This is a genomic window from Antrihabitans stalactiti (assembly GCF_012932915.1).
Taxonomy (GTDB): domain Bacteria; phylum Actinomycetota; class Actinomycetes; order Mycobacteriales; family Mycobacteriaceae; genus Antrihabitans; species Antrihabitans stalactiti.
On the sequence record NZ_VCQU01000007.1, the window covers coordinates 1 to 19,950 of the forward strand.

Genomic DNA, 19,950 nt, shown 5'->3' on the forward strand with positions numbered 1-19,950 from the left:
GCAAACGACCCGGCACAACAGCCACCTGACACCGACCACAACCCCAGCTACCCTCAGCACAGCAGCGCCGAACGTGAGGAATTACGTGACGGCTACCCCTGGGGAATTACGCGACGGCCGACAAGCAAGGAAGATCATGCACGGTCGGATCCCGATGCCGCCGCCTATCAGCATCGCGTAGAAGATCTCTCGCGAGTTCGACGCGTCCTTCGTGTCGGTCAGTCAAACTCTGGGGTGCCCTATCGATTAGCGAGCACGCGACGATCAGATGGCGGGCTCGTAGGAGATCTGGTATCCGTTGGGCGCCACCACGGCAAGGCCGCGCCCGACATCGATCCGGTAGGTGTAGCCGTTGTTGACGGCACTGTAAGACGACCCGTTCGACCACACCACCGGCGCGGTCACTGCAAGGCCGTTGGCCTTGCCGAACCCGCGGTACTCGGTGCGTCCATCGCCCTGCCACTGGCAGATGGACGCACTGGATGTCGGAGTCTCGATGTGGGTGATGACCAACTGGTGCGAATCGCAGCCGTTGGGCGATGCGTTCGCGACCCCATGGACGGCAAGGGCGATCCCCGCAGCTGCGGAGAAGACTGCGATACTGGCGACCTGCTTGTTCATGGGTGTCCTAACGATGATCGGGTGAACTCGATAGGTAAATCGTCGGCGACGACGAACCCACACTCCACTCCCCACAGGGTGATAGTTCAGCACCCCGACAGGGCGAATGAAACCCCCGCGGGTTGGCGCAAGCCAAGCACAACGGCTGGGTCGAGGCGCTGACCAATCCTAGTGATTCCGTTGTGTCACAACGCCGAAGATTGTGCGCATTCCAAGTCACACTCCTTCTCGGCGTGGGCCATTGGCGCCGTCAGGTTTCCGGTCCAATCCAGACCGAGCCTGCCGTAGTCCGGCAACCACCCGTCCAGGCCTTCGACGAGGACCTGCCCGTACACGGCTAAGACTTTGCCGCGGATACGTCGCTTGGTCATGTGCGGAACATCCGATCAACTGCCGGACGTGGCGAGACGCGCATCACGTGAGGCGGATGGTGGTAGATCCAGCTCGACACCACTGGCGAAACGCCATGCCAGTTCACGAAAACTCGGCAGCAGCGTGCGGTCTTGTTGACCAGGAACGCCAGCGCCCGTCTTCTGGGGGTTGAACGTCCGTGCCACGCAACTCGGCTGCGCGTCGCCGAGACAGGAACAGCTTGCCGCTGCTGCTCCAATTCTCGCCTCCCCAGACGTGTTCCAGTCTGGGCCGCAGTCCCCCAACAACGCGTTCGACAGCCGGCCCTCGGCAAGGGCCGTGCAGTACATTTCCAGCTCGCGCACGGCATCCTCGACGTGCTCATCGCACGCGTCGCATGCACACCCCGGAAACGCAATGTGCTGCCAAGCACCCACATCGAGGTACAAACCCGGAAGGGACGTAGTGGTGATCGTCAGCGGCGCCTGGTCCGCGAGCCGCGGTGTGATCCATATCGACTCCACCGGCTGGACATCTGACGACAGCCACCCCACTGCAGACCCACGGGTGACGATCACCTCGAATCGGCGTTCAAGATCCGCGACGAGATTCTCGGCGGCGGGAAGCAGCGGAGCGAACCGCTCCGGATTCGTGACCCTTTCATACGCTTCGTCCGGCGGATCCTCCATCACGATCTCCCCGCTCCCCTTATCGTCGATGCGGTTTTCGAATCCAGCTTGACGCACACGCGAACGAAAGGTGGCACCGCGCCAATCACTTGCGTGGAATGACGTCCCGACGCGTGTCGGAGAGCCCCACGCACAGCCTCCGGAACCAGACAGCGAAACCTTGGATACCTTCCTTAAATGCTCGAAATCGGTAGTAGGCGCCGTAACCAGCCGGCGCCGCCCTTCGTAGTTTTCGAAGCGCTAACCCAGCCGCACCGTGACCCACTCGACCGTGGCTTCGACTGCTCGACGACGAGCAAGAGCCCCGGATCGTCAACGCAAACGAACCGGAACAGGTCACCTGGAGTTCTCTATGGATCCGGTGCCCTGAAGCAACCGTGCAGTTCGACCTTCCGCCCGGCGCGCGCGGTGGAACCGATCTGCGGTGGACGCTGTTCGTCCAGCCGCCCGCGCCGAGCATCTCGACCATCGGTCACATGCGTAAACGCATAAACACGCTGATCAACGCCAACCTTCGCTACACCTTCGGTCAATAGCTCACCCGGCACGAAGAGCTCTACACGAATCGTGGATAGAGTGCCGCGCTCAGGTCGAATACGACGGAACCGAATTCGCAGGGTTACCAGGAAACTCTGCGAGAAGCCTCGATCGGCGATACCGAACTGTTCGTCGTGTATGCCGACTACATGGACCTCGAGTTGCCGGTCACGAAGTCCGGGCTAGCGGCGAGGATTCACCGGTAGTAGATGTCCAGAGACTGAACTAGCCCGTCCTCGACGATGAAGACGTCGACGGCGTGGCGCGTTTCACCCGTCGGACTGGTCGCCTTGAACTGGACGATCTGTGCGCTCCCATCGGCAAACTGATTCTCGATCTCGTGGGCGGATGGGCCGCCGAGCCAGAGGTTGCGATAGAAATCGGCGATCTGACCGGTTCCGCGGTAGACCCCCTCTCGCTGTCTCAAAGTCGCCGTCGGCGCGAAGATGGCAGTCAAGGCATCGATGTCGGCACGGTTGACGGCGTCGATGTACTTGTCGACAAGCAGGGTCATGGCGAAGAACGATAGCCGGTGGCGACGCGATGGTCGAGAGTCCTACTTTGGCACCCATCCGCTGATGGCCTTCGGCTCGTTTCCGATCTCGTGGGCATTCTCCAAGTGGCCGGCGCATCCGCGCTACCTCAGTTCGCGGTAACCGCCCTAGACCAGACAAGACAGCGTTGCCGCTACGGCTCCTGCAGACAGAACGGGTGGCCCGCCGGATCGAGAAGGACGCGGTAGCGGTCCCCGCCCGGTTGATGCTGAGGTCGAGTCGCTCCCAGGGACAGCATCAGTTCTACAGCCGCACCGAGATCCTCGACGGCGAAGTCGAGGTGGAGCTGTTGCGGAATTTGCTGACCGGGCCACTGAGGAGCCCGATAGTTCTCGACCCGCTGAAACCCAATAGCAGGACCAGCCCCACCGGTGAGCGCGACATACTCGTCGCTGCGGAAGCCCACGGTCATCCCTGTCAGCTTTTGATAGAACCGGGACAACGACTCGGGGTCGTCGCAGTCGACGGTGACGCCCCGGAGTTGGGCGGAGGGCATTTGTCCATCTCACTTCCATTGATGAAGGTAGCGTGGCGGCACTCTACCCACTCGCTCACGCAATCGCATCAACGTCAACTTTGTGCCTGATCATGCTGGTGTTTCGACGATCCTGGCTAGTAATTTTTGCGATATGCCAGTGCGGTGGCCGGACGAAGTCGACGATGTCATCGGCGGCGACATGACGGTCGCCGTGGCATATGCGACGCCCGCAGGCGGCGCAGTGGTTTCCCCGGTGACGCCGGTCGGAATGCGTGACCGCGACTCCGGCACAGTAAGTTTCACCACATCCCTGGGGTTCGGGCGCAAACTCGAACGCATGCGTGCGGAACCGAAAGTTGGACTTGCGTACCATACCCGCCAGCACGGTTTGGGTCATCCCGGCAATACTCGATACGTACTTGTCAACGGCGAAGCGACCTTCGACGTCCATCCGGATCCTGCCCAGCTCGAGAAGATCTTCGTGCAGTCGATTCCGTTCATGGGCGACCCCCGCCGCGGATGGTTCTGGGATCGCTGGCTGGGTGCCTATCACGCCGACCGTGTCGTCGTGACAGTCGCGGTTACGCGCATTGTGGCGTGGCCTCAGCTGGATTGCACCGGCGTGCCGGAAGTGTTCGGCGACCCGATCACCGACGACGTTGCGGTCCCCCAGGCCCCACCGAAGAAGGGAACGGGTCCGCGTGTCGATGCAGCGAAAATCGGCGCGCGCGCAGCGAAACTGCCGTTCCGCCTCGTGTCGTACATCGACGCGGACGGATATCCGACCGTCATGCCCGTCATCGTAACCGGGGCCGACAAGAGCGGCATTTCACTTCGAGTGCCACACTGTACCCCCACGGGTGGACGTCGGGCCGGGCTGTTGGCACACGACTATCGCAACCAGTTCGACGGCGTCGAGTTGCGCCAGAACACCGGGTGGCTCGACGTCTCGGGAACGAATACTCGATACTTCCCTCATACCGCGCTGGGCTTCAAGGTCCCGAACAAAACTGTGCTGTTGCTCGGCAACGGATTCATGGCCCGCCGCGGGTTGGCGCAAGCCAAGCGCAACGGTCGGGTCGAGGCGCTGACAAACCCGCAGTGATTATGTCGATGGCGCGGAGCCCGGCCCGACCGCCGAGTGCATAGTTTTGGTCGTTCGGCAGGCGCGATTTGCCACCAAAACTATGCACTCGGCAAACGGACTTCGCCGAATTCCAGCTGCGCAACGCTCTTCCCAGCGCTCCCCCGCCCGGCAGCTGGATCGATCGGACTGTGACGATCTGGGCTCATCGGCCTCGCTGCGGCAATGACGATGTGCATCGTGGCGGGGTGGCGTCACCGCGAATTGCAGACGGCTCAGATGCAGAGCGATCCGAAGATGCAATTTTGATTGTTCGGCACCGTAACCGTGACTGGTTCAGTGGTCTTCGAAATGTCTTGGGAGTTGAATGTCGCCCACTTCTCGGTGACGCCCGCGTTCGCGCACAGAAAGTGAATGTCATAGGTACCGTTCGGCACGTTTTCGAATACCACGGACGCCGTTCCGCCGGCCGGAACGTCCCTATATGTGAGGCCGAACGTCGGAGCTGACATGTTCGGATCAACTGTCCCAGCGGGAAAGCCACCAACTGCGCAGGTGATCACCCCGCCGGAGTTGTTGGTTATTACCGACGTGACCTTGTTCCCTGCCACGCTGGCTGCCCCGGACACATCGGTGGGTGCTGCACCAGCCGATGCGGGGGCAAATAAGCAGAAAAGCAGCAGTCCCGCAATAGCGGCGAACGTCCGAAGCGAGAACTTCATTTTCGACCTTTCGACTTGTGTTTACTCCATAGGGATACGGGCTAATCAATCACACTTCCTGGTCTGCTTTCCCTGGTTGGTGAAGATCGAAACCCGAAAGAGGCGAAGGAGTCGACCCGAATGCTCTCAGCTGAAGATCCCGATCGCTTTCTCGCACACACGGTGCAGCACAGTCTGAAACAGTGGATTCCATGACTCGGATCTTGATGGTCGGCATCCACGCACGCGCGCTCGACTACAGCAAACTGCCACCGGGCCTTGACGAGGCGACGATGGCCGAGCGGATCGAGGCCGGTTTCGGAGCGACCGTCGCCGCCGGGTTCGACGCGGTGTCTTGCCTGATCGGAACCTCACCTGACGAGGCCGAACAGGACATTCGAGCCGCGTTCGGCCGTGATCGGTTCGGCCTGGTGATGATCGGCGGCGGCATCAGGTTGTTCCCGGAAAACACGCTGCTGTTCGAGCGAATCGTCAACGTCTGCAGCGCGGAATCACCCGGAATCGCCTTCTGCTTCAACACGTCTCCCGAAACATCTCTGGACGCATTGAGGCGTCACGTCCAGCCTGGAAGAGAAGAGGTCTGATCAAGATGAGCATCGACGTCACAGATGACCAGATTCAAGCGCTCGCCGCGACCGCCAAGCCCTTCAGCCTGGTTCAACTCCGGTGGACCGCGGACCGACATCAGGCTGAAGCCGAGGCTATCGAACTTGAACATCAACGCCGCATGGTGTCGTTACGCGCCGAAGGTGTGATCGCGGTCCTCTGTCCCGTCATCTCCGATGCGCTTGCGGGCGTGGCGATCATGACTGAGCCACTCGAGCGGGCGCAGCAGATCATGGCCGCCGATCCGTGTGTGCAGGCGGGAATGATGACCTGCGAGGTACTCCCCTGCCTCGGCTTCCCGGGCGACTCACTTCCTGGCTAGCGACCAAGCCGTTGATGTATTTCGCCCGACTGGCCACCATGTGGCCGGATGACTTGGAGGTGCCGTGAAATGGCCAAACTGATCTACGTGACGAACGTGTCTCTCGACGGCTACATCGAGGACGAACGCGGCGATTTCGCCTGGTTCCCACCGGACGATGACGTGTTCGCCTCTCACACAAGCCTCCTGCAATCCGCGAGCACGCTCCTCTACGGGCGGCGACTCTACGAATTCATGGCTGTGTGGGAAACCGACGCCACGCTGGCGGCGCAGTCCGACCTGTGGGCCGACTTCGCGACCGCTTGGCAGGCAGCAGAGAAGGTCGTCTACTCCACGACGATGACCGCTGCGTTGACCGCGAACACCACAATCGACCGCCACTTCGACCCCGCCGCGGTGCGTGAACTTAAGGACGCGGCCACCAGCGACATCACCGTAGGGGGTGCGAATCTTGCAGCCCAAGCACTGAACGCCGGGCTGGTCGACGAGTGCCAAATGTACGTCTGGCCAACAGTTCTCGGTGGTGGCAAGCCGGCCTTCCCGATCGACGCTCGCGCCGACCTCGAGCTCATCGATGAACACCGATTCGGAAACGGTGTTGTGCTACTCCGATACCGCCCAGCTGGTCTGTCACGATAATCAGATGTACGAATCGGTATTTGAGCTTGTCGACCGGTTCGCAGCCGCTCTCCCGAAGTCCACGGCGCTTGCGGAGCCTGTCGCCTCGATCGTCCAACAACTGACAAGGAAGGTCGAACGGGTCGGGCGGACCTTACGAAGACTTGAGGGCAACTCCATCCCCGACGTTCGCGAGATATTCGGGCGGCTGAGCGCCGAGCTCAAAGCGACCAAAGCGGAGCTCCTTCACTGGCAGGTCGTCCTGGCGCGGCTCACGGGCAGCGGGCTGCCGATTGATCCAAATCCAGTTCCTAAGGGTGTCTGGGTGGTTACCCCACCGCAAGATCTCGAAAAGTGAGTCATCGAAAGACCGATGTCAGATGCTTAGTCCACTACCGCTCCCGGACCGCGTAGGTCAGATGCGTCACCCGCGGCGACGAGTCGACGTGGACCTGCTTCAAAGCGACACGACTCGCGTCGACGCCCTCGAACAGGCGGATTCCGGAACCGAACAGCACCGGTGACAGTGCGATCGTGAACTCGTCGACCAAGACTGCGTTCACGTACTCCAGGATGGTTTCACCACCGCCGGCGATGCGGACGTCTCGGTCACCGGCGGCCCCACGCGCCTGGTCGAGCGCCGACTCGATGCCGTCGTTGACGAAGTAGAACGTGGTCCCACCCGGCCGTTCCCATGGGTCTCGTTTCTCGTGCGTCACGACGAAGACCGGCGTGTGGAATGGCGCGTCATCCGGCCACATCCGCTCGCCGGCGTCGAACATTCGCTTGCCCATCACGCTCGCCCCGGTCCGCTCGAAGGTTTCTCGCGCGATGTCGTTGTCGCGGCCTTCCTCGCCGCCCCCGCCGAGCTTCAGGTTCTCGCGGAAGAAGCGCAACGGGAAGATCCATCGCTGCAACTCCATCCACTGCTTCCCCATCAATTCGCCGACGGACTCGGGCGCGATGAATCCGTCGAGCGACATCGACACACTGAAGAACACTTTTCCGGCCATCAGTCCTCCACTCCCTTGCGAAGCATGTCGGCGACGTAGGCGGCCAGATTGCTCAGGGTCTGCTGTCCACCCTCGACTGCGTGGTACTTCTCGACCGCCTCGTCGCGCAGTTCCTTCGTGGGGAACACGGTCCGCATCTCGATCCGCGTCGCTGCCCCCTCCACCGCAAACGTGAGGACAGACTCGAAGGCGTTCGGATCGCCGCGGAACTCACCGTGCAGCAACGCAATTCGCTCCGGCGGGGAAATCTCGGTCCAGGAGATCCACTCCTGGTAGTCGGTCCCGTCCGGTCCGTGCATCACGAAATCCCACACACCGCTGACGCGGAACTCGAACGCTCGCGTTGTGGTGGTGAACCCCTCCGGCCCCCACCAATGCGACAGATGCCGGACCTCGGTGAACGCCTCGAACACCAACTCCCTTGGGGCACTGATAATCCGAGAGATCACGATCTCACGGTCTTCTGTCGCCGACTGCGTCTGCGCGGCGTTTTCTGTCGCTGTCATCGGTTACTCCCCTTGCCTTGTCTTTTCGAGGTCCTGCACATATGCGTCAAGCCGGTCGAAGCTGTCGTTCCAGAACTGCTCGAACCCGCCGGTCCACTCGTGGATCGGTCGCAGCCCGCGCGCGTCGATGCCGTACAGGCGTTGCTTCCCTGCCTTACGGTCCCGCACGAGCCCTACTTCCCGCAGCACCCGCAGGTGCTTGGACGCCCCCGGCTGGGTCATGCCCAGTTGCTCGGCCAGTTCGGTCACCGGCCGCTCACCCGCTCGCAGTAGGACCAAAATCTCCCGCCGCTGCGGCTCGGCAATCGCGTTGAAGACGTCCGATGTCGTCGCTGCTCGTGCCATGTCGCAATCATATGCCGATATGGGAATACGTCAAGCACGTGAAATTTGCGCGGTCGTGCCAAGTGGCGCACCTGCAGCAAAGGAACAGCGACTATCGTCCCCGTCATGACACGTTTCCGCGGCCTAGCGATGGCAATTCTGACCTTCGCGATGTTCATGGATCTCATGGACGTCACCATCGTCAACGTCGCACTGCCCGCCATCCGCGACGATCTCGGCAGCACCCCGTCGCAGCTCGAATGGATCATCAGCGGCTACGTCCTTGCATTCGCCGGAGTACTCATCACCTCGGGCCGACTGGGTGATCGCTACGGTCGGCAGCGTGTATTCATTACGGGCATAACCGGTTTCACCATCGCGTCGCTAACCGCGTCGGTCGCGCAGAACGGCGAGACGCTTGTCGCGTCGCGGGTCGCGCAGGGACTTTTCGCAGGGTTGATGGTTCCGCAGGTACTCGCAAGCGTCCAGGCGTTGTACAAACCACGCGAACGCGCGGCGATCTTCGCCGTCATCGGCGTCATTACGGCCATGGCGGCGGTCATCGGACCCGTTCTCGGCGGATGGCTGGTCACGAACAACCCGCTCGGTGGCGGTTGGCGGGCCATATTCTTCATCAACATCCCGATCGGGATCATCATCGTGATCGCGGCATTGTTCCTGGTTCCGAACACGAAATCCGAACGTCCGTCGCCGCTGGATCCGCTCGGCGTTCTCTTGGCTGTGGGCGGGATTTTGCTGATCGTCTACCCGCTGGTGGAGGGCCGCCAGCTCGGCTGGCCCGCATGGTCGTTCGTGCTGATGGTCTTGTCGCCGGTGGTACTGGCGCTTTTCGTCCTCAACGAACGACGCCACAGCGAGGACAGCGCGATGATGCCGTTGCGCCTGTTCACCAACCGCGGATTCACCGGCGGCCTCACCATCCAGTTCCTGTTCCAAGCGTCGATCAACTCGTTCTTCCTGATCCTCGCGCTGTATGTGCAGACCGGGTTGGGCTTCACCGCAATCGTTTCAGGCGCACTGACGCTGCCATTCAGCATCGGCGCCACCGTTGCTGCCGGCGTCGCGGCGGCGCTGGTCGCGCGGCTCGGACGGATCCTGCCCGCCATCGGCGGCACACTCATGGCTATCGGCACAGGCTGGGTCATTTACGTGTTCAACGACACCGGCGCTGACTACTCAGCGTGGGACACGGTGATCCCTATGGCGATCGCAGGAGTCGGTCTCACCGTCATGGTCGTCCCACTCCTCGACATCGCCTTGGCCACAGTCGATTCGAAGGATTCCGGCGCAGCATCGGGAGTGCTGGGAACGTTCCAGCAAGTTGGCGGCGCACTGGGCATCGCGGTGACCGGCGTGCTGTTCTTCGACGCCGCCGGTCGCTATACGCAGCCCGAACTGTTGCACGCCCTCACCATCGCGGCATGGGTGCCGATCATCGGCTATGCCCTGGCTGCACTGTGCAGCGGACTGCTCCCCGGCATCTCAGCCGTGAAAGCGCATCTGAAAGCGGTCGAGGACGAGGCGGAAGACGAACCCGCCGGCGGTGCCCCAGCGTCTGTCTCCTGATACCCGCTAGCTGAAGCGAGCCGCTGAGCACGATGTAGCGACTGAATCAATCCCCTGCGTCTGTTGACGATTCAGCCTTAACCGATTCGTTCTCGGAGTCTGAGTCGTTCTCGGCGTCTGATTCGGTCTCGGAATCGCCCGTCTTGGAGCGTTCGCCGTTCTCCGAGCCAGATTCCGCGTCGCCTTCTGAGGCCGAAGCTGAGTCGGAATCGGAACTTGATTCGGATTCCGAGGCCGAGCCACCGCCTGACGACCCACCGCCCGCTCGCGCGGCATTCACGATGCCGCGTGCGCTCTCGTCATCGAGTTCGAGTCCGGACTTTTCCTCGTACTGTTTCTGCACCTGCTCCGCAGCCTCGTCCTCTGGCTTCTTCGTGGGTACGTCCAGGCTCTGCTCAACCGAGTCGCCGTCGGGCCGGTCTTCGTCTTTGTCGCTTGCCGCGTTTTCGACCTGCTCTTCCAACTTCGCGGCCGCATCCTGCGATAACTCGAAGTCCTTCATGCCTGCTCCTCAATCTGTCGATTGAAGTAGGCATACCCGCAAGTCGGGCGTTCTATGCGGGTTAGAAGATCGCGATCGGATTGACCGGCGAGCTGGTGGCGCCTTTGAACCGCCAGGGAGCGACGCTTACAAAGAACGCCCAACGCTTCTCAGCGGCGCAGGCTTTGGCGAGGGCGTCGAGATCGGTGTTGTCGAGTATGGGCATGCCGAGGTACGGGATGAGGACCATATGCATCGGTTCGGTCCAGCGTTCGAAGCCAGGGAGCGGCGGGTGCACGTCACTGTCGGAGTCGCTGCTGAGCACTGACGCGCGACGCTCACGCAACCACGACAGGCACGAGGCGTGCAGACCAGTTCCACGCTGATAGGTGTTGCCTACTCCCCCGCCGTTGCGGACGAACACGATGTCGCCCTCGCCGACTCGCACGTCGTGCAAACGTTCTGCGGCTTCGAGGTCGTCGGGCCGGATGACGGAGCCGACCTCCAGCGGACCACCGCGGACCTCGGCGACGTCGAGCAGAACGCCTCGACCGACGATGCCGATCTCGCCGATCTTCTCGATACCTAGGCGTTGGGCCCCGCCCTCGGTCACTTCCTCGACGGAATAGCCGTTGTACATGCCTTGCTTGCCTTCGGGCGTGAAGATGTGGCACAACGCGTCGACATGCGTCACTGCGAAGCCGTGATAAGTCATTCCAATTTCGTCGATACAGCCCGATTCTTCGGGCAACGGGTCGTCGTAGCGCTTCATCTTGTACGTGACGTCGCGGAGATTCGGTGTCGTCGAGGAAATCTCGCGCGCGAACGGCACGACCCGCCCGGTACGGATCAACGCCACGGCAGCGAGTGTGGTCTGCGGCGTCATGAAGTTCAACGTCCCAATTTGATCGTCGCCACCCCACCTCCCCCAATTCGACAGTGACGGCAATGCCCGCTCGAGGTCCGCGTCGTTTTCGATTGCGGTAATGGGCGTTGGGGCGGTCGAGGGTTTAGCCGATGCGGGTTCTGTTGTCTCACTGCCACATCCAGCCACCGCGAGCGCTGCCGCACCTGCGATCAGACTGCGTCTGGATAGTCGATACGAGACGTCCATGGGCTCTGTCATCGCTAGATGATCTCCCTTTCGGATTGCGGCGTCCACCATCAGCGCTTCCGCACGCCGAAAGTGCAGTTGTTCAGATCGATTCGGCCGATTCTGGCTGAACAACTTCCACACTGGATGACCGACGCTGGCGTCCTGCGCCGTGCTGGTTTACTCAGGATGTGAATACATTCCAAAAGGCAGCTGCGGCAACCAACAAGCTCGTACTTGCAGCGATGCGGGCACCGATTCTCGGCAACATCGCTGGCAAGTCGATGGTCTTGATCACCTACACAGGACGCAAGTCGGGCAAGACATTCAGCCTGCCTGTCTCATACCGCCAGAAAGGCAACGTACTTCTCATCGGGGTTGCCATGCCCGACCAGAAGAATTGGTGGCGCAACTTTCTCGATGACGGTGGCCGGGTCACGGTCAAGCTTCGGGGGGTCGATCACGCCGGACATGCCGTCAGTCGTCGCAACGACGACGGTCAGGTGTCGGTCAAGGTGACGTTGGAGACCGCCGCGAGTTGATGCGTCCACCTTCGTCCTTACTTGCTATTGACAAGCGGGCTTGTTTTTTGCAAGTATCAAATCCGGACAAGGTCACGACTCACCCGAGGGAGCAATTGCCATGCCTACCAACATCTTTGTCAGCTACCCAACCTCCGACCTCAAGCGCGCCACGGCTTTCTACACAGCACTAGGTGCGACGATCAATCCGGTCCTGACCGATGACAACGCCACGTGTTTCGTATGGGACGACAACATCTCCACCATGGTGCTCAAGCGCGAATTCTTCGCCAGCATGACCGAGAAGCAGATCGGCGATCAGAAAACCGCCGCGACATTCCAGATTGCGTTCACCCGCGATTCGAGGGAAGAAGTCGACAAAACGATCGAAGCGGGGCTGGCGGTTGGTGGCCGCGAGCCCGGACCGGCGCAGGACTACGGCTTCATGTACACCCGTGACATAGAAGACCTGGACGGCAACACCTTGGCGTTCATCTACTCGGCGCCGCAGGCGGTAGAACAAGCCCCCGAGACCGCGCAGGCGCAGGCCTAAATGGCCGCCCGCAGCTACGGGCAGTACTGCGGGATCACCACCGCTGCGGAGCTGATCACGGAACGGTGGGCCCTGCTCATAATCCGTGACCTTCTGGTCGGACCTCGTCGTTACACCGACCTGAACCAGGGACTGCCCAAAATTCCAACGAACATCCTCGCCGCACGCCTGAAGGAACTGCAGGAGGGCGGGGTGATCCGACGTATCCCGATCCCAAAATGCGGACTCGTCTACGAGCTCACCGACTACGGCCGCGACCTCGAGCCGATCGTGCTGGCCCTCGGCAGATGGGGATTCCGGTCGATGGGCGACCCGAAGGACGACGATATCGTCACGGCAGACTCACTGACGATGGCTCTGCGTACAGCCTTCAGACCGGAATTTGCTTCCGCATCACTGGATTTCCAGATCCAGGTCGATGCCGTGGAATTGCGTGCTCAGGTCGGCGGTGGCGAGCTGAGGGTCGTTCAGATCGCTCCCCCCGCACCGCCAGTGGGCGGCGTGCTGCCCGGTGGCGAACCTGAACTGAAGTTCGCCACCGGCCCGGACCTCCGCCACCTGATCGCGGGCACGCTGACCCCAGCCGAGGCCGTGAAGCAGAACGTGGTCAGGATTCTGCAGGGCGATCTGACGTCGCTCGAGCGATTTACGACCCTGTTTCACGTCGACTCGTGACAGCGAAATCGGGTGCGGCGCGGTTCACGGCTTCGCAGTCGATGTACTCCATGTATCCGCGCGCCTCGAACGAGGCGCCCTGGTAGCTACCCTCACATCGGTAGCCGAGGATGTATCCACGTCCGACACCGAATCGTGGTGGTGAGTCGATGGTTCCGTGGACGACGAGTTCCGAACCGGCAGTCCAGGTGAATCGCACCGGAAGCCGCATCTCGTTGCCGTAGGGATCGGTGGTCGTATCGGTCGCGAATTCGGTGACCTCGAACCGCACGTTCTCGTGCGTGACCCACGTCGGCTGGCCTACCGATCGGTGATAGGCCATCGTCGCGAGCGGCTCTCCCATCGCATGGACGTCCGCGAGCAGCAGGTGTGAGCGGTCGTCGATGGCGATCACGTTGTAGGTGAAGAAGTCGAGAGGAGCCTTCACCGACGAGCCCAGTTCTCGGTCGACGAGTCCGTGCAAACCCGCACAGGCGGCGTATTCGAATGTGCCGACGCCGCTCACGTCGGTGCGGTCCCCGCCCACTGCGACCCAGCCGTCGTACTCGACACACAGGCTCAAGTGGTCGTAGAAGGGAGTCCGCGCGAACCACGCAACTTGTCCGGTTGCGCGCAGACGCAATTCAGCGGTCAATGTCCCGGTTCGCGCCGATACCTGAAAGTCCGGGTACGTACCGCTGATGACCAGGTCGTCCCCAAAGTTGAGGACGGACCCATCGGCGCGAAGATCGCACTCGCCGGTCATCGAGTAGGCACGGTAGAACGCCGCGTCGGGTGCGGCCGTCGACACCGAGACCGCGGCGGTGTCGCGCGGGCTGGTGGTCACTCCCTGGTCGTTGTCGAATGCGGTCGCACCGGGCAGGCCAGCGATGATCATGGTGCTGAAGTACCGGTGCGGCTCGGGCAGGTCGGGAATCATCACGCCGTAGTGCGTCCACCCGTATCGATGACCGCCGACGTGTGGTTTCAGCATCGACGGCTGCGTGAACGGGCGATTCGTCTCGCGAATCGCGAACCGCGACACCAGCCGCATAGCTTCGAAGATGCCGGGTTTGATTGCGCGCCAAATAAAATGGGGGTGTGAAGGCGTCATCTGCATCCTTGAAGGTGACATTGCGGCGGGTCGACGGACAGTCTGACTGTAATACGGAGTCACACATATTCGGCGGCTAGGGCCGAACATCGCTGACAACGGTGGATCGAGGTCTACGCTCAACGCGCGGGGCAGAACGTTACAACCGAGAGGTGAGCCATGTCAGGCGACAACGTGTTCACCAGCGCGGTGGCGGAATTCTACGAAAACTACATGGTGCCTTTGATTTTCGCGCCGTATGCGGCGCCGATGGTCGCGCAGCTGAGGTCACCGGACATCTCCGACATACTGGAAATCGCCGCTGGGACGGGCGTTCTCACGCGCGCGTTGGCGGAGGGATTGACCGACCGCGTATCGATCGTCGCGACCGATCTCAATGAAGCGATGCTCGACCAAGCCGCCGCGATCGGGACAGCAAGACCTGTCGAATGGCGGCAGGCGGATGCCATGCAGCTTCCGTTCGCGGACGCGAGTTTCGACGCCGTGATCTGCCAGTTCGGCGCAATGTTCTTCCCCGACAGAGCATTTGCGTATGCCGAGGCACGCCGCGTGCTACGACCGGGTGGGCAATTCGTGTTCAGTACCTGGGATCGTATCGAGGAGAACGAGTTCGCCGATACGGTGACGACCGCTTTGCAGGAAGTGTTTCCCAACGATCCCCCGCGTTTCCTCGCGCGCACCCCACACGGCTACTACGACACTGCGACAATCACCGAGGACCTGGCTCGAGCCGGCTTCGCCACCGCACCACAGATCACCACGATCGCTGCGCGAAGTCGCGCGCAGTCACCACACATTCCGGCTCTCGCCTACTGCCACGGGACACCCCTGAGAGACGAGATCGAAGCCCGAGGCGATCTCGACCGTGCCACCGCAGCAGCGGAGCGGGCCCTGGCCGAGCAATTCGGTACCGGCGCCGTGGACGGGAAAATCCAGGCGCACATCGTCACTGTTTGCTAGTCGACAGTGTCCTGGTCCGTGCGATCAAGTAGAGCGGAAATGCCACGCTGACCGCGACGACAAATACGAGTACGACGTAAAGCCACAGCAGCGGAACGCGATTGCGACGACCGTCGACGATCATGAAAGCCGTCGCCGCGACGGCGACGCCGAGCAGGTCGATCGTGACGAACGTGGCGGCGTGCCCGTCAACGGTGGCTGCCAGAGCGTCTGCCGTGCTTCCGCCGCCGATCATGTAGTCGACCAACACCCATTGGGTGCCGATCAAGCATGCGATCGCAACCAACGCGTACAAGACGCACAGAAGTTTGTCGGTCTTGGTCATGGTCGACACCCTAGCCAGCACAGGTGTCCCCCGATTGGGGGAAGCGGATATCACCTGGTAGACGACCTCTTTGGTGGATGCCGTGCGGGGTCGTGGCGAGGGATAGTTGTCGCAACGGCAGATGAGCCGCAGACAAAGACTTCCGAAAGGTCCACTCCAATGACCACCACCTCGATCCGCCGCCGCCTCATCCTCGCGCCACTCGCCGCAACCGCAGCCCTCGCGACCATGGTCGGGGTAGCAGGAATTGCTTCCGCCGGCACGCTTCCCACGAACGCCCCCACCACCACAATGTCAATCACCAACGACACCGACCAGACGATGTGGCTCACAAACTCGAACAACCCCTACGGTTCGTTCATTGCCGGACCGCGTCAGTCCCTGGCACCACATGCCACGGAGATCGTGACCGCAGTATCGAACAACACCACCCCGGTGTTCCCGATCAACATCTCCTACGGATACGGCAGCCTCGGTGCGGTCGCGAACTTCGTCTCGACCAACGACTATATGGGCGCAACGACCAACGGTTCGGGTGTGTCCGGTTACAACGTCCAAAACTACGGCGTACAAACCACTATCGACTCGGGTGCGCCCACCGTGAACGCGAGCTACATCCTCGCCCCGATGATGATGTGACCTGCTACTGGGCCGCGCTGTCCTCGACGACGGCGCGGCTACGGGTGTGGCGGTAAAGCCACGCGACGACCCCGACGAAGAGGACGACGCCGAGCAACTCGGCCCAGTTCTCGAATCCGGCGCCGACGATACCCAACGGTTGTTCTTGGCCCGTGCCAGCGACAACTGCCGCGAAAACGACTCCGTACAGGCTTTCGCCGACGATCAGACCGGTTGCCAGCAAAACGCCCAACCGCTTCTTCCGATCGACATCCGCACCGGTTCGCTCGGCCCAGGAGTCGTACACGCGGCCAAGAATCGCGCCGATCGGGATGATCAGTGTGAGCGCCATCGGTAGGTACATTCCCATCCCCACCGCGAGCGGTGGCAGCCGGAACTTCGATGTCGTCCTGGAGAGCGTCTCGTCGATGGCGATAACCGCGACGCCGATCAGTGCACCCAGTCCGATCAGCGCCCAGTTCAGATCACCGCCGAAAACACCTTTCGCGAGCGACGAGATGAGTGCGGCCTGTGGTGCCGCGAGCGCATCCGGCCCCGCCCCGGGCGTCCCGGCAAATCCGAACGCGGTCTGCATGAGCTGCAGCACCGGCGGGATGATCGCCGAGCCGAACAACACGCCGATGACCAGGGCGACCTGCTGTTTCCACGGCGTCGACCCGACTAGTTGACCTGTCTTGAGATCCTGCAAGTTGTCGTTCGAAATCGTCGCTACACCGAAAACGATGGCGGCAGTGAAAAGAGTGAACGCGATCAGCGCGGCCGATTGCGTGGCATCGGCGTCGCCGAACGTCATCCGGATCAACAACGCGGCAATGAGAACGACCAGAATGCCGACCCCGGAGATTGGGCTGTTCGACGACCCGATGAGCCCGGCCATGTAGCCGCACACAGCGGCGATCACCAGACCGATCAACAACACGAGCACCAGACTGACCGCGATGATGCCCAGCGAATGACCGTCCAGGGCGGTTCCGTCAACGAAATCCCACAACAAGAGCGCGATCGGTACGAGTGACGCGACGACCACGATCGCCACGTACTGGATCGGAATATCGCGCTCGGTGACGTCGACGGTCGTCCCCTGTCGACGGTTCTGCGAGGAAAGCAGCGCACCTTTGATACCGGCGATGACGGGGCCGATGATTTTCAGCAACGTCCAGATCGCTGCGACTGCAATCGCGCCGGCGCCGATGAATCGCACTTCGGTGGAAAAGATCGCAGGAATCACGTCGGCAGCAGGTTCGGAGCCCACCAATCCCCAACTGCGCACCGGCAACAGCACGCCGTACGAGATGACCAAGCCGACGAGCATTGCGATGCCGACTGTGATGCCCACGAGATGCCCGACGCCGATCAACGCGAACGACAGGCTGGCGCCGAACATTGTTCCGCCTGAACCGATTTTGAAGACGTGCGCGAGGGAGTTGCTGATCAACTTGAGCGAAGCCAGAAACGCAAATGCCGCGGATACGACGCTTCCGAGCGCGATGATCCGCAGACCGTCACGGTTCTCGTCAGCGCCCTGCTGGGTGTCGCCCACCTTCAGGACTTCCGCGGCTGCAACACCTTCCGGATACGGCAGATCCGAACCTGTCACCAGAGCGCGTCGCAGCGGAATCGAATACATCACGCCGAGGATGCCGCCGACGCCACACACGGCCACTGTGATCCAGTACGGAAAGCCGCTCCACCAACCGATCATCACTAGGCCTGGAAGCACGAAGATGATCGCGGAGAGCGTGCCTGCCGCGGACGCGATCGTCTGGACGATGTTGTTCTCGACAATGGAGTGATTGCTGAAATAGCGCAGGATGCTCATCGAAATCACGGCTGCGGGAATCGCGGTCGCGAACGTGAGCCCGACCTTGAGGCCGAGATACACATTTGCTGCGGTGAATACCAGGGTGATCGCGCCGCCGAGAAGAGCACCTCGCAGCGTCAATTCGCGAACGCTAGACGTTCTGGATTCCGTTGTAGACATGTGTTACCCCTTTTACTCCGGCCTCGGGGTGGTCGGCTCAACAAATGTAAGCGTCACATGCTGCTCACGAGTCGCAATCACGACATCGGATCCCGGTGTGTCACATCCAGGTGACCGTGATGTCGAGTTTCTGCGCGAACCGCTCTAGATGCCGTCCCAGAACGTCTTTGACGACGGCGAGGGTGTCCGCGGTGGCCGCCTCGGCATTCAGCCGCAGGCCTGACGCGGTGTCCGTGACGGTGCCGAACCCTCCGTCGAAATCGAAGGTCGACGTCGTGTCGTCGGATTTGACGGCGATTTTGTGCCCGAGGTGGCTACCGAGTTGTTTTCGCCAGCGGCCGGGATTCTCGATTGCCACCTCGGCGGCACTGCTGAAGCCGTACAGCCCAGCGAGGGTCGACGGGTTGTCCTTCAGATACTGCCTCAACGACACCGGCGGACGGCCGAGCACAGTTTCGACGGTGTCCGACACCGACGCGAGCTCCCCCGTCGCGATCGCCTCGTACGAACTGACCCAACCCTCGACAGCCCAGTGCGGCGCACCGTAATGCGCGCGGCTGGCGAAGGCTTCTTCGCGCGTTTCGGGGACGTAGCTGATGGCGCGTCCGGTTCGTTCGGTGAGAATGCGAGCGGCTTCATCCAGGGTGAAAGCCTCCGGACCTGTGACGTCACGGGTTTCGCCGACCAGCAACGTGTTGTCTGCCAGCACCGCGGCGGCGACAGCGGCGATATCGGCGTGCGCAACCGGTGCGAACTTTCCGGTTCCGGCCGGTCCGCGGATCACGCCGTCAGCGGGATTCACCAGCCCTGGAACATGACTGAGGTAGTTATTGTCCCGCAGGAAGGTGTGATCGACTCCGCTGGACGCGATGTGCTGTTCGGTGTGCCAATGGTCGCGGGCAAAGGTGAATGTCGCGTCGGGGGCCGCACCTTGGAACGAGATGTAGACGATCCTGCCGACACCCGCCGCGATCGCGGCGTCGACGGCCGTAATATGTTCTGCGACACGGTTTTCGCTCTCCGTCGCCGAGACGAGGAACAACGTGTCTGCCCCGGCCACCGCTGACCCGAAGGCTGCGGCGTCGCCGTACTCGGCAGCCGCGACCACCGCGCCGTCGATCGTTTTCACCCGTGCAGGATTTCGCGCAATCAGCCGCAGACCAATTCCCCGGGCTGCAAGGTCTGCGGCGACCAGTGAGCCGAGCTGACCGGTCACACCGGTGACAGCGATTGTCGTCACGATGAAAGTCCTTCCGATGCCGCTGAATGACGCAGTGGTTTCAGGCTACGACACCCCTCAGGTGTAACCCCGTCTCCTATTACCTAGGGAAGGAATCAACCTAGGAGACAACGATGTTCACGAAATCGATCCACACCGGACTCGCCCTGCTGGGCGCCACCGCAGCCATTGCTCTCGGCACCTCGACCGCCAACGCGGCTCCCCCGGACGTCGACCCGCCCTGCTTCTCGCACTACAACCCGTCGTCGGACACCTTCGAGTGGACCTGCGGACTGGGTGCCTGAGCGATCCAACAACCACCGTCGTCCCGCAGGGCAATTTGTTCGACGCACGGGCAAATTGCGCCTGCGGGATACAAAATGGGGTGCGGGAGTGGC

Annotated in this window: 29 protein-coding genes and 1 pseudogene; 15 read left to right on the forward strand and 15 right to left on the reverse strand. The window is 61.8% G+C overall.

Going from position 1 to position 19,950, the window contains the following annotated elements; translation table 11 throughout:
• Nucleotides 1-181 (forward strand): hypothetical protein (locus tag FGL95_RS32025; protein ID WP_206072117.1); only part of this gene is annotated, 181 nt, incomplete at its 5' end.
• A gap of 83 nt (nt 182-264) precedes the next feature.
• Here the strand turns inward: FGL95_RS32025 and FGL95_RS19280 are convergent.
• The 3 genes from FGL95_RS19280 to FGL95_RS19290 all read right to left on the reverse strand — a co-directional run bounded on the left by FGL95_RS19280 (nt 265) and on the right by FGL95_RS19290 (nt 1,661).
• Entirely contained in the window at nt 265-621 is a 357-nt protein-coding gene (locus tag FGL95_RS19280) for a hypothetical protein (protein WP_169589857.1), read from the reverse strand.
• Between the two features lie 185 nt (nt 622-806).
• Nucleotides 807-992, reverse strand: coding sequence for a hypothetical protein (locus FGL95_RS19285; RefSeq protein WP_169589859.1), 186 nt, complete (start codon nt 990-992; stop codon nt 807-809).
• Nucleotides 993-1,007: 15 nt separating this feature from the next.
• Nucleotides 1,008-1,661: a DUF6226 family protein gene (locus FGL95_RS19290; protein WP_169589860.1), complete on the reverse strand. Its 654-nt coding sequence runs from the start codon at nt 1,659-1,661 to the stop codon at nt 1,008-1,010.
• Nucleotides 1,662-2,038: 377 nt separating this feature from the next.
• On the opposite strand from FGL95_RS19290, the gene FGL95_RS32980 reads away from it, so the two are divergent.
• Nucleotides 2,039-2,197, forward strand: a complete 159-nt coding sequence (locus FGL95_RS32980) for a hypothetical protein (protein ID WP_338079930.1) — start codon at nt 2,039-2,041, stop codon at nt 2,195-2,197.
• Nucleotides 2,198-2,394: 197 nt separating this feature from the next.
• Here FGL95_RS32980 and FGL95_RS19300 read toward each other — a convergent pair whose 3' ends face one another.
• Nucleotides 2,395-2,712 (reverse strand): nuclear transport factor 2 family protein, encoded by a 318-nt coding sequence (locus tag FGL95_RS19300; protein WP_169589862.1) that lies wholly within the window; start codon nt 2,710-2,712, stop codon nt 2,395-2,397.
• A 173-nt stretch (nt 2,713-2,885) separates the two neighbouring features.
• Nucleotides 2,886-3,248, reverse strand: a complete 363-nt coding sequence (locus FGL95_RS19305; RefSeq protein WP_169589863.1) for a VOC family protein — start codon at nt 3,246-3,248, stop codon at nt 2,886-2,888.
• 133 nt (nt 3,249-3,381) lie between these two features.
• Here FGL95_RS19305 and FGL95_RS19310 point away from each other — a divergent pair, with 133 nt between their 5' ends.
• Nucleotides 3,382-4,335, forward strand: a complete 954-nt coding sequence (locus FGL95_RS19310) for a hypothetical protein (RefSeq protein WP_169589865.1) — start codon at nt 3,382-3,384, stop codon at nt 4,333-4,335.
• Between the two features lie 68 nt (nt 4,336-4,403).
• A pseudogene (locus FGL95_RS32425) lies at nt 4,404-4,508 on the forward strand (DUF4436 family protein); the annotation flags it as partial.
• 81 nt (nt 4,509-4,589) lie between these two features.
• On the opposite strand, the gene FGL95_RS19320 reads toward FGL95_RS32425, so the two are convergent.
• The gene (locus FGL95_RS19320; protein WP_169589853.1) at nt 4,590-5,036 is read right to left on the reverse strand and encodes a hypothetical protein; all 447 of its coding nucleotides are present in this window, start codon (nt 5,034-5,036) and stop codon (nt 4,590-4,592) included.
• Between the two features lie 191 nt (nt 5,037-5,227).
• On the opposite strand from FGL95_RS19320, the gene FGL95_RS19325 reads away from it, so the two are divergent.
• The 4 genes from FGL95_RS19325 to FGL95_RS19340 all read left to right on the forward strand — a co-directional run bounded on the left by FGL95_RS19325 (nt 5,228) and on the right by FGL95_RS19340 (nt 6,940).
• Complete coding sequence (locus tag FGL95_RS19325) at nt 5,228-5,620, forward strand: hypothetical protein (RefSeq protein WP_169589867.1); 393 nt, start codon at nt 5,228-5,230, stop codon at nt 5,618-5,620.
• Nucleotides 5,621-5,625: 5 nt separating this feature from the next.
• Nucleotides 5,626-5,964: a YciI family protein gene (locus tag FGL95_RS19330; protein WP_169589868.1), complete on the forward strand. Its 339-nt coding sequence runs from the start codon at nt 5,626-5,628 to the stop codon at nt 5,962-5,964.
• A gap of 69 nt (nt 5,965-6,033) precedes the next feature.
• Nucleotides 6,034-6,603 (forward strand): dihydrofolate reductase family protein, encoded by a 570-nt coding sequence (locus FGL95_RS19335; protein ID WP_169589870.1) that lies wholly within the window; start codon nt 6,034-6,036, stop codon nt 6,601-6,603.
• Between the two features lie 4 nt (nt 6,604-6,607).
• A complete protein-coding gene (locus tag FGL95_RS19340) occupies nt 6,608-6,940 on the forward strand; it encodes a hypothetical protein (RefSeq protein WP_169589872.1) in 333 nt (110 codons plus the stop codon).
• Between the two features lie 34 nt (nt 6,941-6,974).
• Here the strand turns inward: FGL95_RS19340 and FGL95_RS19345 are convergent, their stop codons facing one another.
• From FGL95_RS19345 to FGL95_RS19355, 3 genes are read right to left on the reverse strand one after another with little or no spacing between them, the layout of a single operon-like run.
• Complete coding sequence (locus FGL95_RS19345; RefSeq protein ID WP_169589874.1) at nt 6,975-7,595, reverse strand: dihydrofolate reductase family protein; 621 nt, start codon at nt 7,593-7,595, stop codon at nt 6,975-6,977.
• A complete protein-coding gene (locus FGL95_RS19350; protein ID WP_169589876.1) occupies nt 7,595-8,101 on the reverse strand; it encodes an SRPBCC family protein in 507 nt (168 codons plus the stop codon). The genes FGL95_RS19345 and FGL95_RS19350 overlap by 1 nt, the downstream gene beginning before the upstream one ends.
• A gap of 3 nt (nt 8,102-8,104) precedes the next feature.
• Nucleotides 8,105-8,446 (reverse strand): ArsR/SmtB family transcription factor, encoded by a 342-nt coding sequence (locus FGL95_RS19355; RefSeq protein ID WP_169589878.1) that lies wholly within the window; start codon nt 8,444-8,446, stop codon nt 8,105-8,107.
• A 105-nt stretch (nt 8,447-8,551) separates the two neighbouring features.
• On the opposite strand from FGL95_RS19355, the gene FGL95_RS19360 reads away from it, so the two are divergent.
• The gene (locus FGL95_RS19360) at nt 8,552-10,012 is read left to right on the forward strand and encodes an MFS transporter (protein ID WP_169589879.1); all 1,461 of its coding nucleotides are present in this window, start codon (nt 8,552-8,554) and stop codon (nt 10,010-10,012) included.
• Between the two features lie 46 nt (nt 10,013-10,058).
• Here the strand turns inward: FGL95_RS19360 and FGL95_RS19365 are convergent, their stop codons facing one another.
• Together FGL95_RS19365 and FGL95_RS19370 are read right to left on the reverse strand one after the other, a co-directional pair.
• Nucleotides 10,059-10,514 (reverse strand): hypothetical protein, encoded by a 456-nt coding sequence (locus tag FGL95_RS19365; RefSeq protein WP_169589881.1) that lies wholly within the window; start codon nt 10,512-10,514, stop codon nt 10,059-10,061.
• Between the two features lie 61 nt (nt 10,515-10,575).
• Nucleotides 10,576-11,619: a cyclase family protein gene (locus FGL95_RS19370; protein WP_169589882.1), complete on the reverse strand. Its 1,044-nt coding sequence runs from the start codon at nt 11,617-11,619 to the stop codon at nt 10,576-10,578.
• Nucleotides 11,620-11,777: 158 nt separating this feature from the next.
• Here FGL95_RS19370 and FGL95_RS19375 point away from each other — a divergent pair, with 158 nt between their 5' ends.
• The 3 genes from FGL95_RS19375 (at nt 11,778) to FGL95_RS19385 (ending at nt 13,335) form a co-directional block, all read left to right on the forward strand.
• Nucleotides 11,778-12,128 carry a nitroreductase/quinone reductase family protein gene (locus FGL95_RS19375; RefSeq protein ID WP_169589884.1) on the forward strand — a complete coding sequence of 117 codons (351 nt, stop codon included), beginning with the start codon at nt 11,778-11,780 and terminating at the stop codon, nt 12,126-12,128.
• A gap of 100 nt (nt 12,129-12,228) precedes the next feature.
• The gene (locus FGL95_RS19380) at nt 12,229-12,660 is read left to right on the forward strand and encodes a VOC family protein (RefSeq protein ID WP_169589886.1); all 432 of its coding nucleotides are present in this window, start codon (nt 12,229-12,231) and stop codon (nt 12,658-12,660) included.
• Nucleotides 12,661-13,335, forward strand: a complete 675-nt coding sequence (locus tag FGL95_RS19385) for a winged helix-turn-helix transcriptional regulator (protein WP_169589887.1) — start codon at nt 12,661-12,663, stop codon at nt 13,333-13,335.
• Here the strand turns inward: FGL95_RS19385 and FGL95_RS19390 are convergent.
• Entirely contained in the window at nt 13,307-14,368 is a 1,062-nt protein-coding gene (locus tag FGL95_RS19390) for a DUF6670 family protein (RefSeq protein WP_169589889.1), read from the reverse strand. The genes FGL95_RS19385 and FGL95_RS19390 overlap by 29 nt on opposite strands.
• Nucleotides 14,369-14,587: 219 nt before the next feature.
• Here FGL95_RS19390 and FGL95_RS19395 point away from each other — a divergent pair, with 219 nt between their 5' ends.
• Nucleotides 14,588-15,388, forward strand: a complete 801-nt coding sequence (locus FGL95_RS19395; RefSeq protein WP_169589891.1) for a class I SAM-dependent methyltransferase — start codon at nt 14,588-14,590, stop codon at nt 15,386-15,388.
• Here FGL95_RS19395 and FGL95_RS19400 read toward each other — a convergent pair.
• The gene (locus tag FGL95_RS19400) at nt 15,375-15,713 is read right to left on the reverse strand and encodes a DUF2834 domain-containing protein (RefSeq protein WP_169589893.1); all 339 of its coding nucleotides are present in this window, start codon (nt 15,711-15,713) and stop codon (nt 15,375-15,377) included. The genes FGL95_RS19395 and FGL95_RS19400 overlap by 14 nt on opposite strands.
• A 159-nt stretch (nt 15,714-15,872) precedes the next feature.
• Between FGL95_RS19400 and FGL95_RS19405 the strand changes: the two genes are divergently transcribed.
• A complete protein-coding gene (locus FGL95_RS19405; protein WP_169589894.1) occupies nt 15,873-16,352 on the forward strand; it encodes a hypothetical protein in 480 nt (159 codons plus the stop codon).
• A gap of 4 nt (nt 16,353-16,356) precedes the next feature.
• Here FGL95_RS19405 and FGL95_RS19410 read toward each other — a convergent pair whose 3' ends face one another.
• Nucleotides 16,357-18,333: an OPT family oligopeptide transporter gene (locus tag FGL95_RS19410; RefSeq protein WP_169589896.1), complete on the reverse strand. Its 1,977-nt coding sequence runs from the start codon at nt 18,331-18,333 to the stop codon at nt 16,357-16,359.
• Between the two features lie 100 nt (nt 18,334-18,433).
• Nucleotides 18,434-19,573 carry a DUF2218 domain-containing protein gene (locus tag FGL95_RS19420; protein WP_206072118.1) on the reverse strand — a complete coding sequence of 380 codons (1,140 nt, stop codon included), beginning with the start codon at nt 19,571-19,573 and terminating at the stop codon, nt 18,434-18,436.
• 113 nt (nt 19,574-19,686) lie between these two features.
• On the opposite strand from FGL95_RS19420, the gene FGL95_RS19425 reads away from it, so the two are divergent.
• A complete protein-coding gene (locus tag FGL95_RS19425) occupies nt 19,687-19,857 on the forward strand; it encodes a hypothetical protein (protein ID WP_169589897.1) in 171 nt (56 codons plus the stop codon).
• Nucleotides 19,858-19,950 lie beyond the last annotated feature (93 nt).

Excerpts from the sequence above, each read along its gene's own strand:
- FGL95_RS19280 (WP_169589857.1), bottom strand. The coding sequence starts at position 621 with ATGAACAAGCAGGTCGCCAGTATCGCAGTCTTCTCCGCAGCTGCGGGG.
- FGL95_RS19285 (WP_169589859.1), bottom strand. The coding sequence starts at position 992 with ATGACCAAGCGACGTATCCGCGGCAAAGTCTTAGCCGTGTACGGGCAG.
- FGL95_RS19290 (WP_169589860.1), bottom strand. The coding sequence starts at position 1,661 with ATGGAGGATCCGCCGGACGAAGCGTATGAAAGGGTCACGAATCCGGAG.
- FGL95_RS19300 (WP_169589862.1), bottom strand. The coding sequence starts at position 2,712 with ATGACCCTGCTTGTCGACAAGTACATCGACGCCGTCAACCGTGCCGAC.
- FGL95_RS19305 (WP_169589863.1), bottom strand. The coding sequence starts at position 3,248 with ATGCCCTCCGCCCAACTCCGGGGCGTCACCGTCGACTGCGACGACCCC.
- FGL95_RS19310 (WP_169589865.1), top strand. The coding sequence starts at position 3,382 with ATGCCAGTGCGGTGGCCGGACGAAGTCGACGATGTCATCGGCGGCGAC.
- FGL95_RS19320 (WP_169589853.1), bottom strand. The coding sequence starts at position 5,036 with ATGAAGTTCTCGCTTCGGACGTTCGCCGCTATTGCGGGACTGCTGCTT.
- FGL95_RS19325 (WP_169589867.1), top strand. The coding sequence starts at position 5,228 with ATGACTCGGATCTTGATGGTCGGCATCCACGCACGCGCGCTCGACTAC.
- FGL95_RS19330 (WP_169589868.1), top strand. The coding sequence starts at position 5,626 with ATGAGCATCGACGTCACAGATGACCAGATTCAAGCGCTCGCCGCGACC.
- FGL95_RS19335 (WP_169589870.1), top strand. The coding sequence starts at position 6,034 with ATGGCCAAACTGATCTACGTGACGAACGTGTCTCTCGACGGCTACATC.
- FGL95_RS19340 (WP_169589872.1), top strand. The coding sequence starts at position 6,608 with ATGTACGAATCGGTATTTGAGCTTGTCGACCGGTTCGCAGCCGCTCTC.
- FGL95_RS19345 (WP_169589874.1), bottom strand. The coding sequence starts at position 7,595 with ATGGCCGGAAAAGTGTTCTTCAGTGTGTCGATGTCGCTCGACGGATTC.
- FGL95_RS19350 (WP_169589876.1), bottom strand. The coding sequence starts at position 8,101 with ATGACAGCGACAGAAAACGCCGCGCAGACGCAGTCGGCGACAGAAGAC.
- FGL95_RS19355 (WP_169589878.1), bottom strand. The coding sequence starts at position 8,446 with ATGGCACGAGCAGCGACGACATCGGACGTCTTCAACGCGATTGCCGAG.
- FGL95_RS19360 (WP_169589879.1), top strand. The coding sequence starts at position 8,552 with ATGACACGTTTCCGCGGCCTAGCGATGGCAATTCTGACCTTCGCGATG.
- FGL95_RS19365 (WP_169589881.1), bottom strand. The coding sequence starts at position 10,514 with ATGAAGGACTTCGAGTTATCGCAGGATGCGGCCGCGAAGTTGGAAGAG.
- FGL95_RS19370 (WP_169589882.1), bottom strand. The coding sequence starts at position 11,619 with ATGACAGAGCCCATGGACGTCTCGTATCGACTATCCAGACGCAGTCTG.
- FGL95_RS19380 (WP_169589886.1), top strand. The coding sequence starts at position 12,229 with ATGCCTACCAACATCTTTGTCAGCTACCCAACCTCCGACCTCAAGCGC.
- FGL95_RS19385 (WP_169589887.1), top strand. The coding sequence starts at position 12,661 with ATGGCCGCCCGCAGCTACGGGCAGTACTGCGGGATCACCACCGCTGCG.
- FGL95_RS19390 (WP_169589889.1), bottom strand. The coding sequence starts at position 14,368 with ATGCGGCTGGTGTCGCGGTTCGCGATTCGCGAGACGAATCGCCCGTTC.
- FGL95_RS19395 (WP_169589891.1), top strand. The coding sequence starts at position 14,588 with ATGTCAGGCGACAACGTGTTCACCAGCGCGGTGGCGGAATTCTACGAA.
- FGL95_RS19400 (WP_169589893.1), bottom strand. The coding sequence starts at position 15,713 with ATGACCAAGACCGACAAACTTCTGTGCGTCTTGTACGCGTTGGTTGCG.
- FGL95_RS19405 (WP_169589894.1), top strand. The coding sequence starts at position 15,873 with ATGACCACCACCTCGATCCGCCGCCGCCTCATCCTCGCGCCACTCGCC.
- FGL95_RS19410 (WP_169589896.1), bottom strand. The coding sequence starts at position 18,333 with ATGTCTACAACGGAATCCAGAACGTCTAGCGTTCGCGAATTGACGCTG.
- FGL95_RS19425 (WP_169589897.1), top strand. The coding sequence starts at position 19,687 with ATGTTCACGAAATCGATCCACACCGGACTCGCCCTGCTGGGCGCCACC.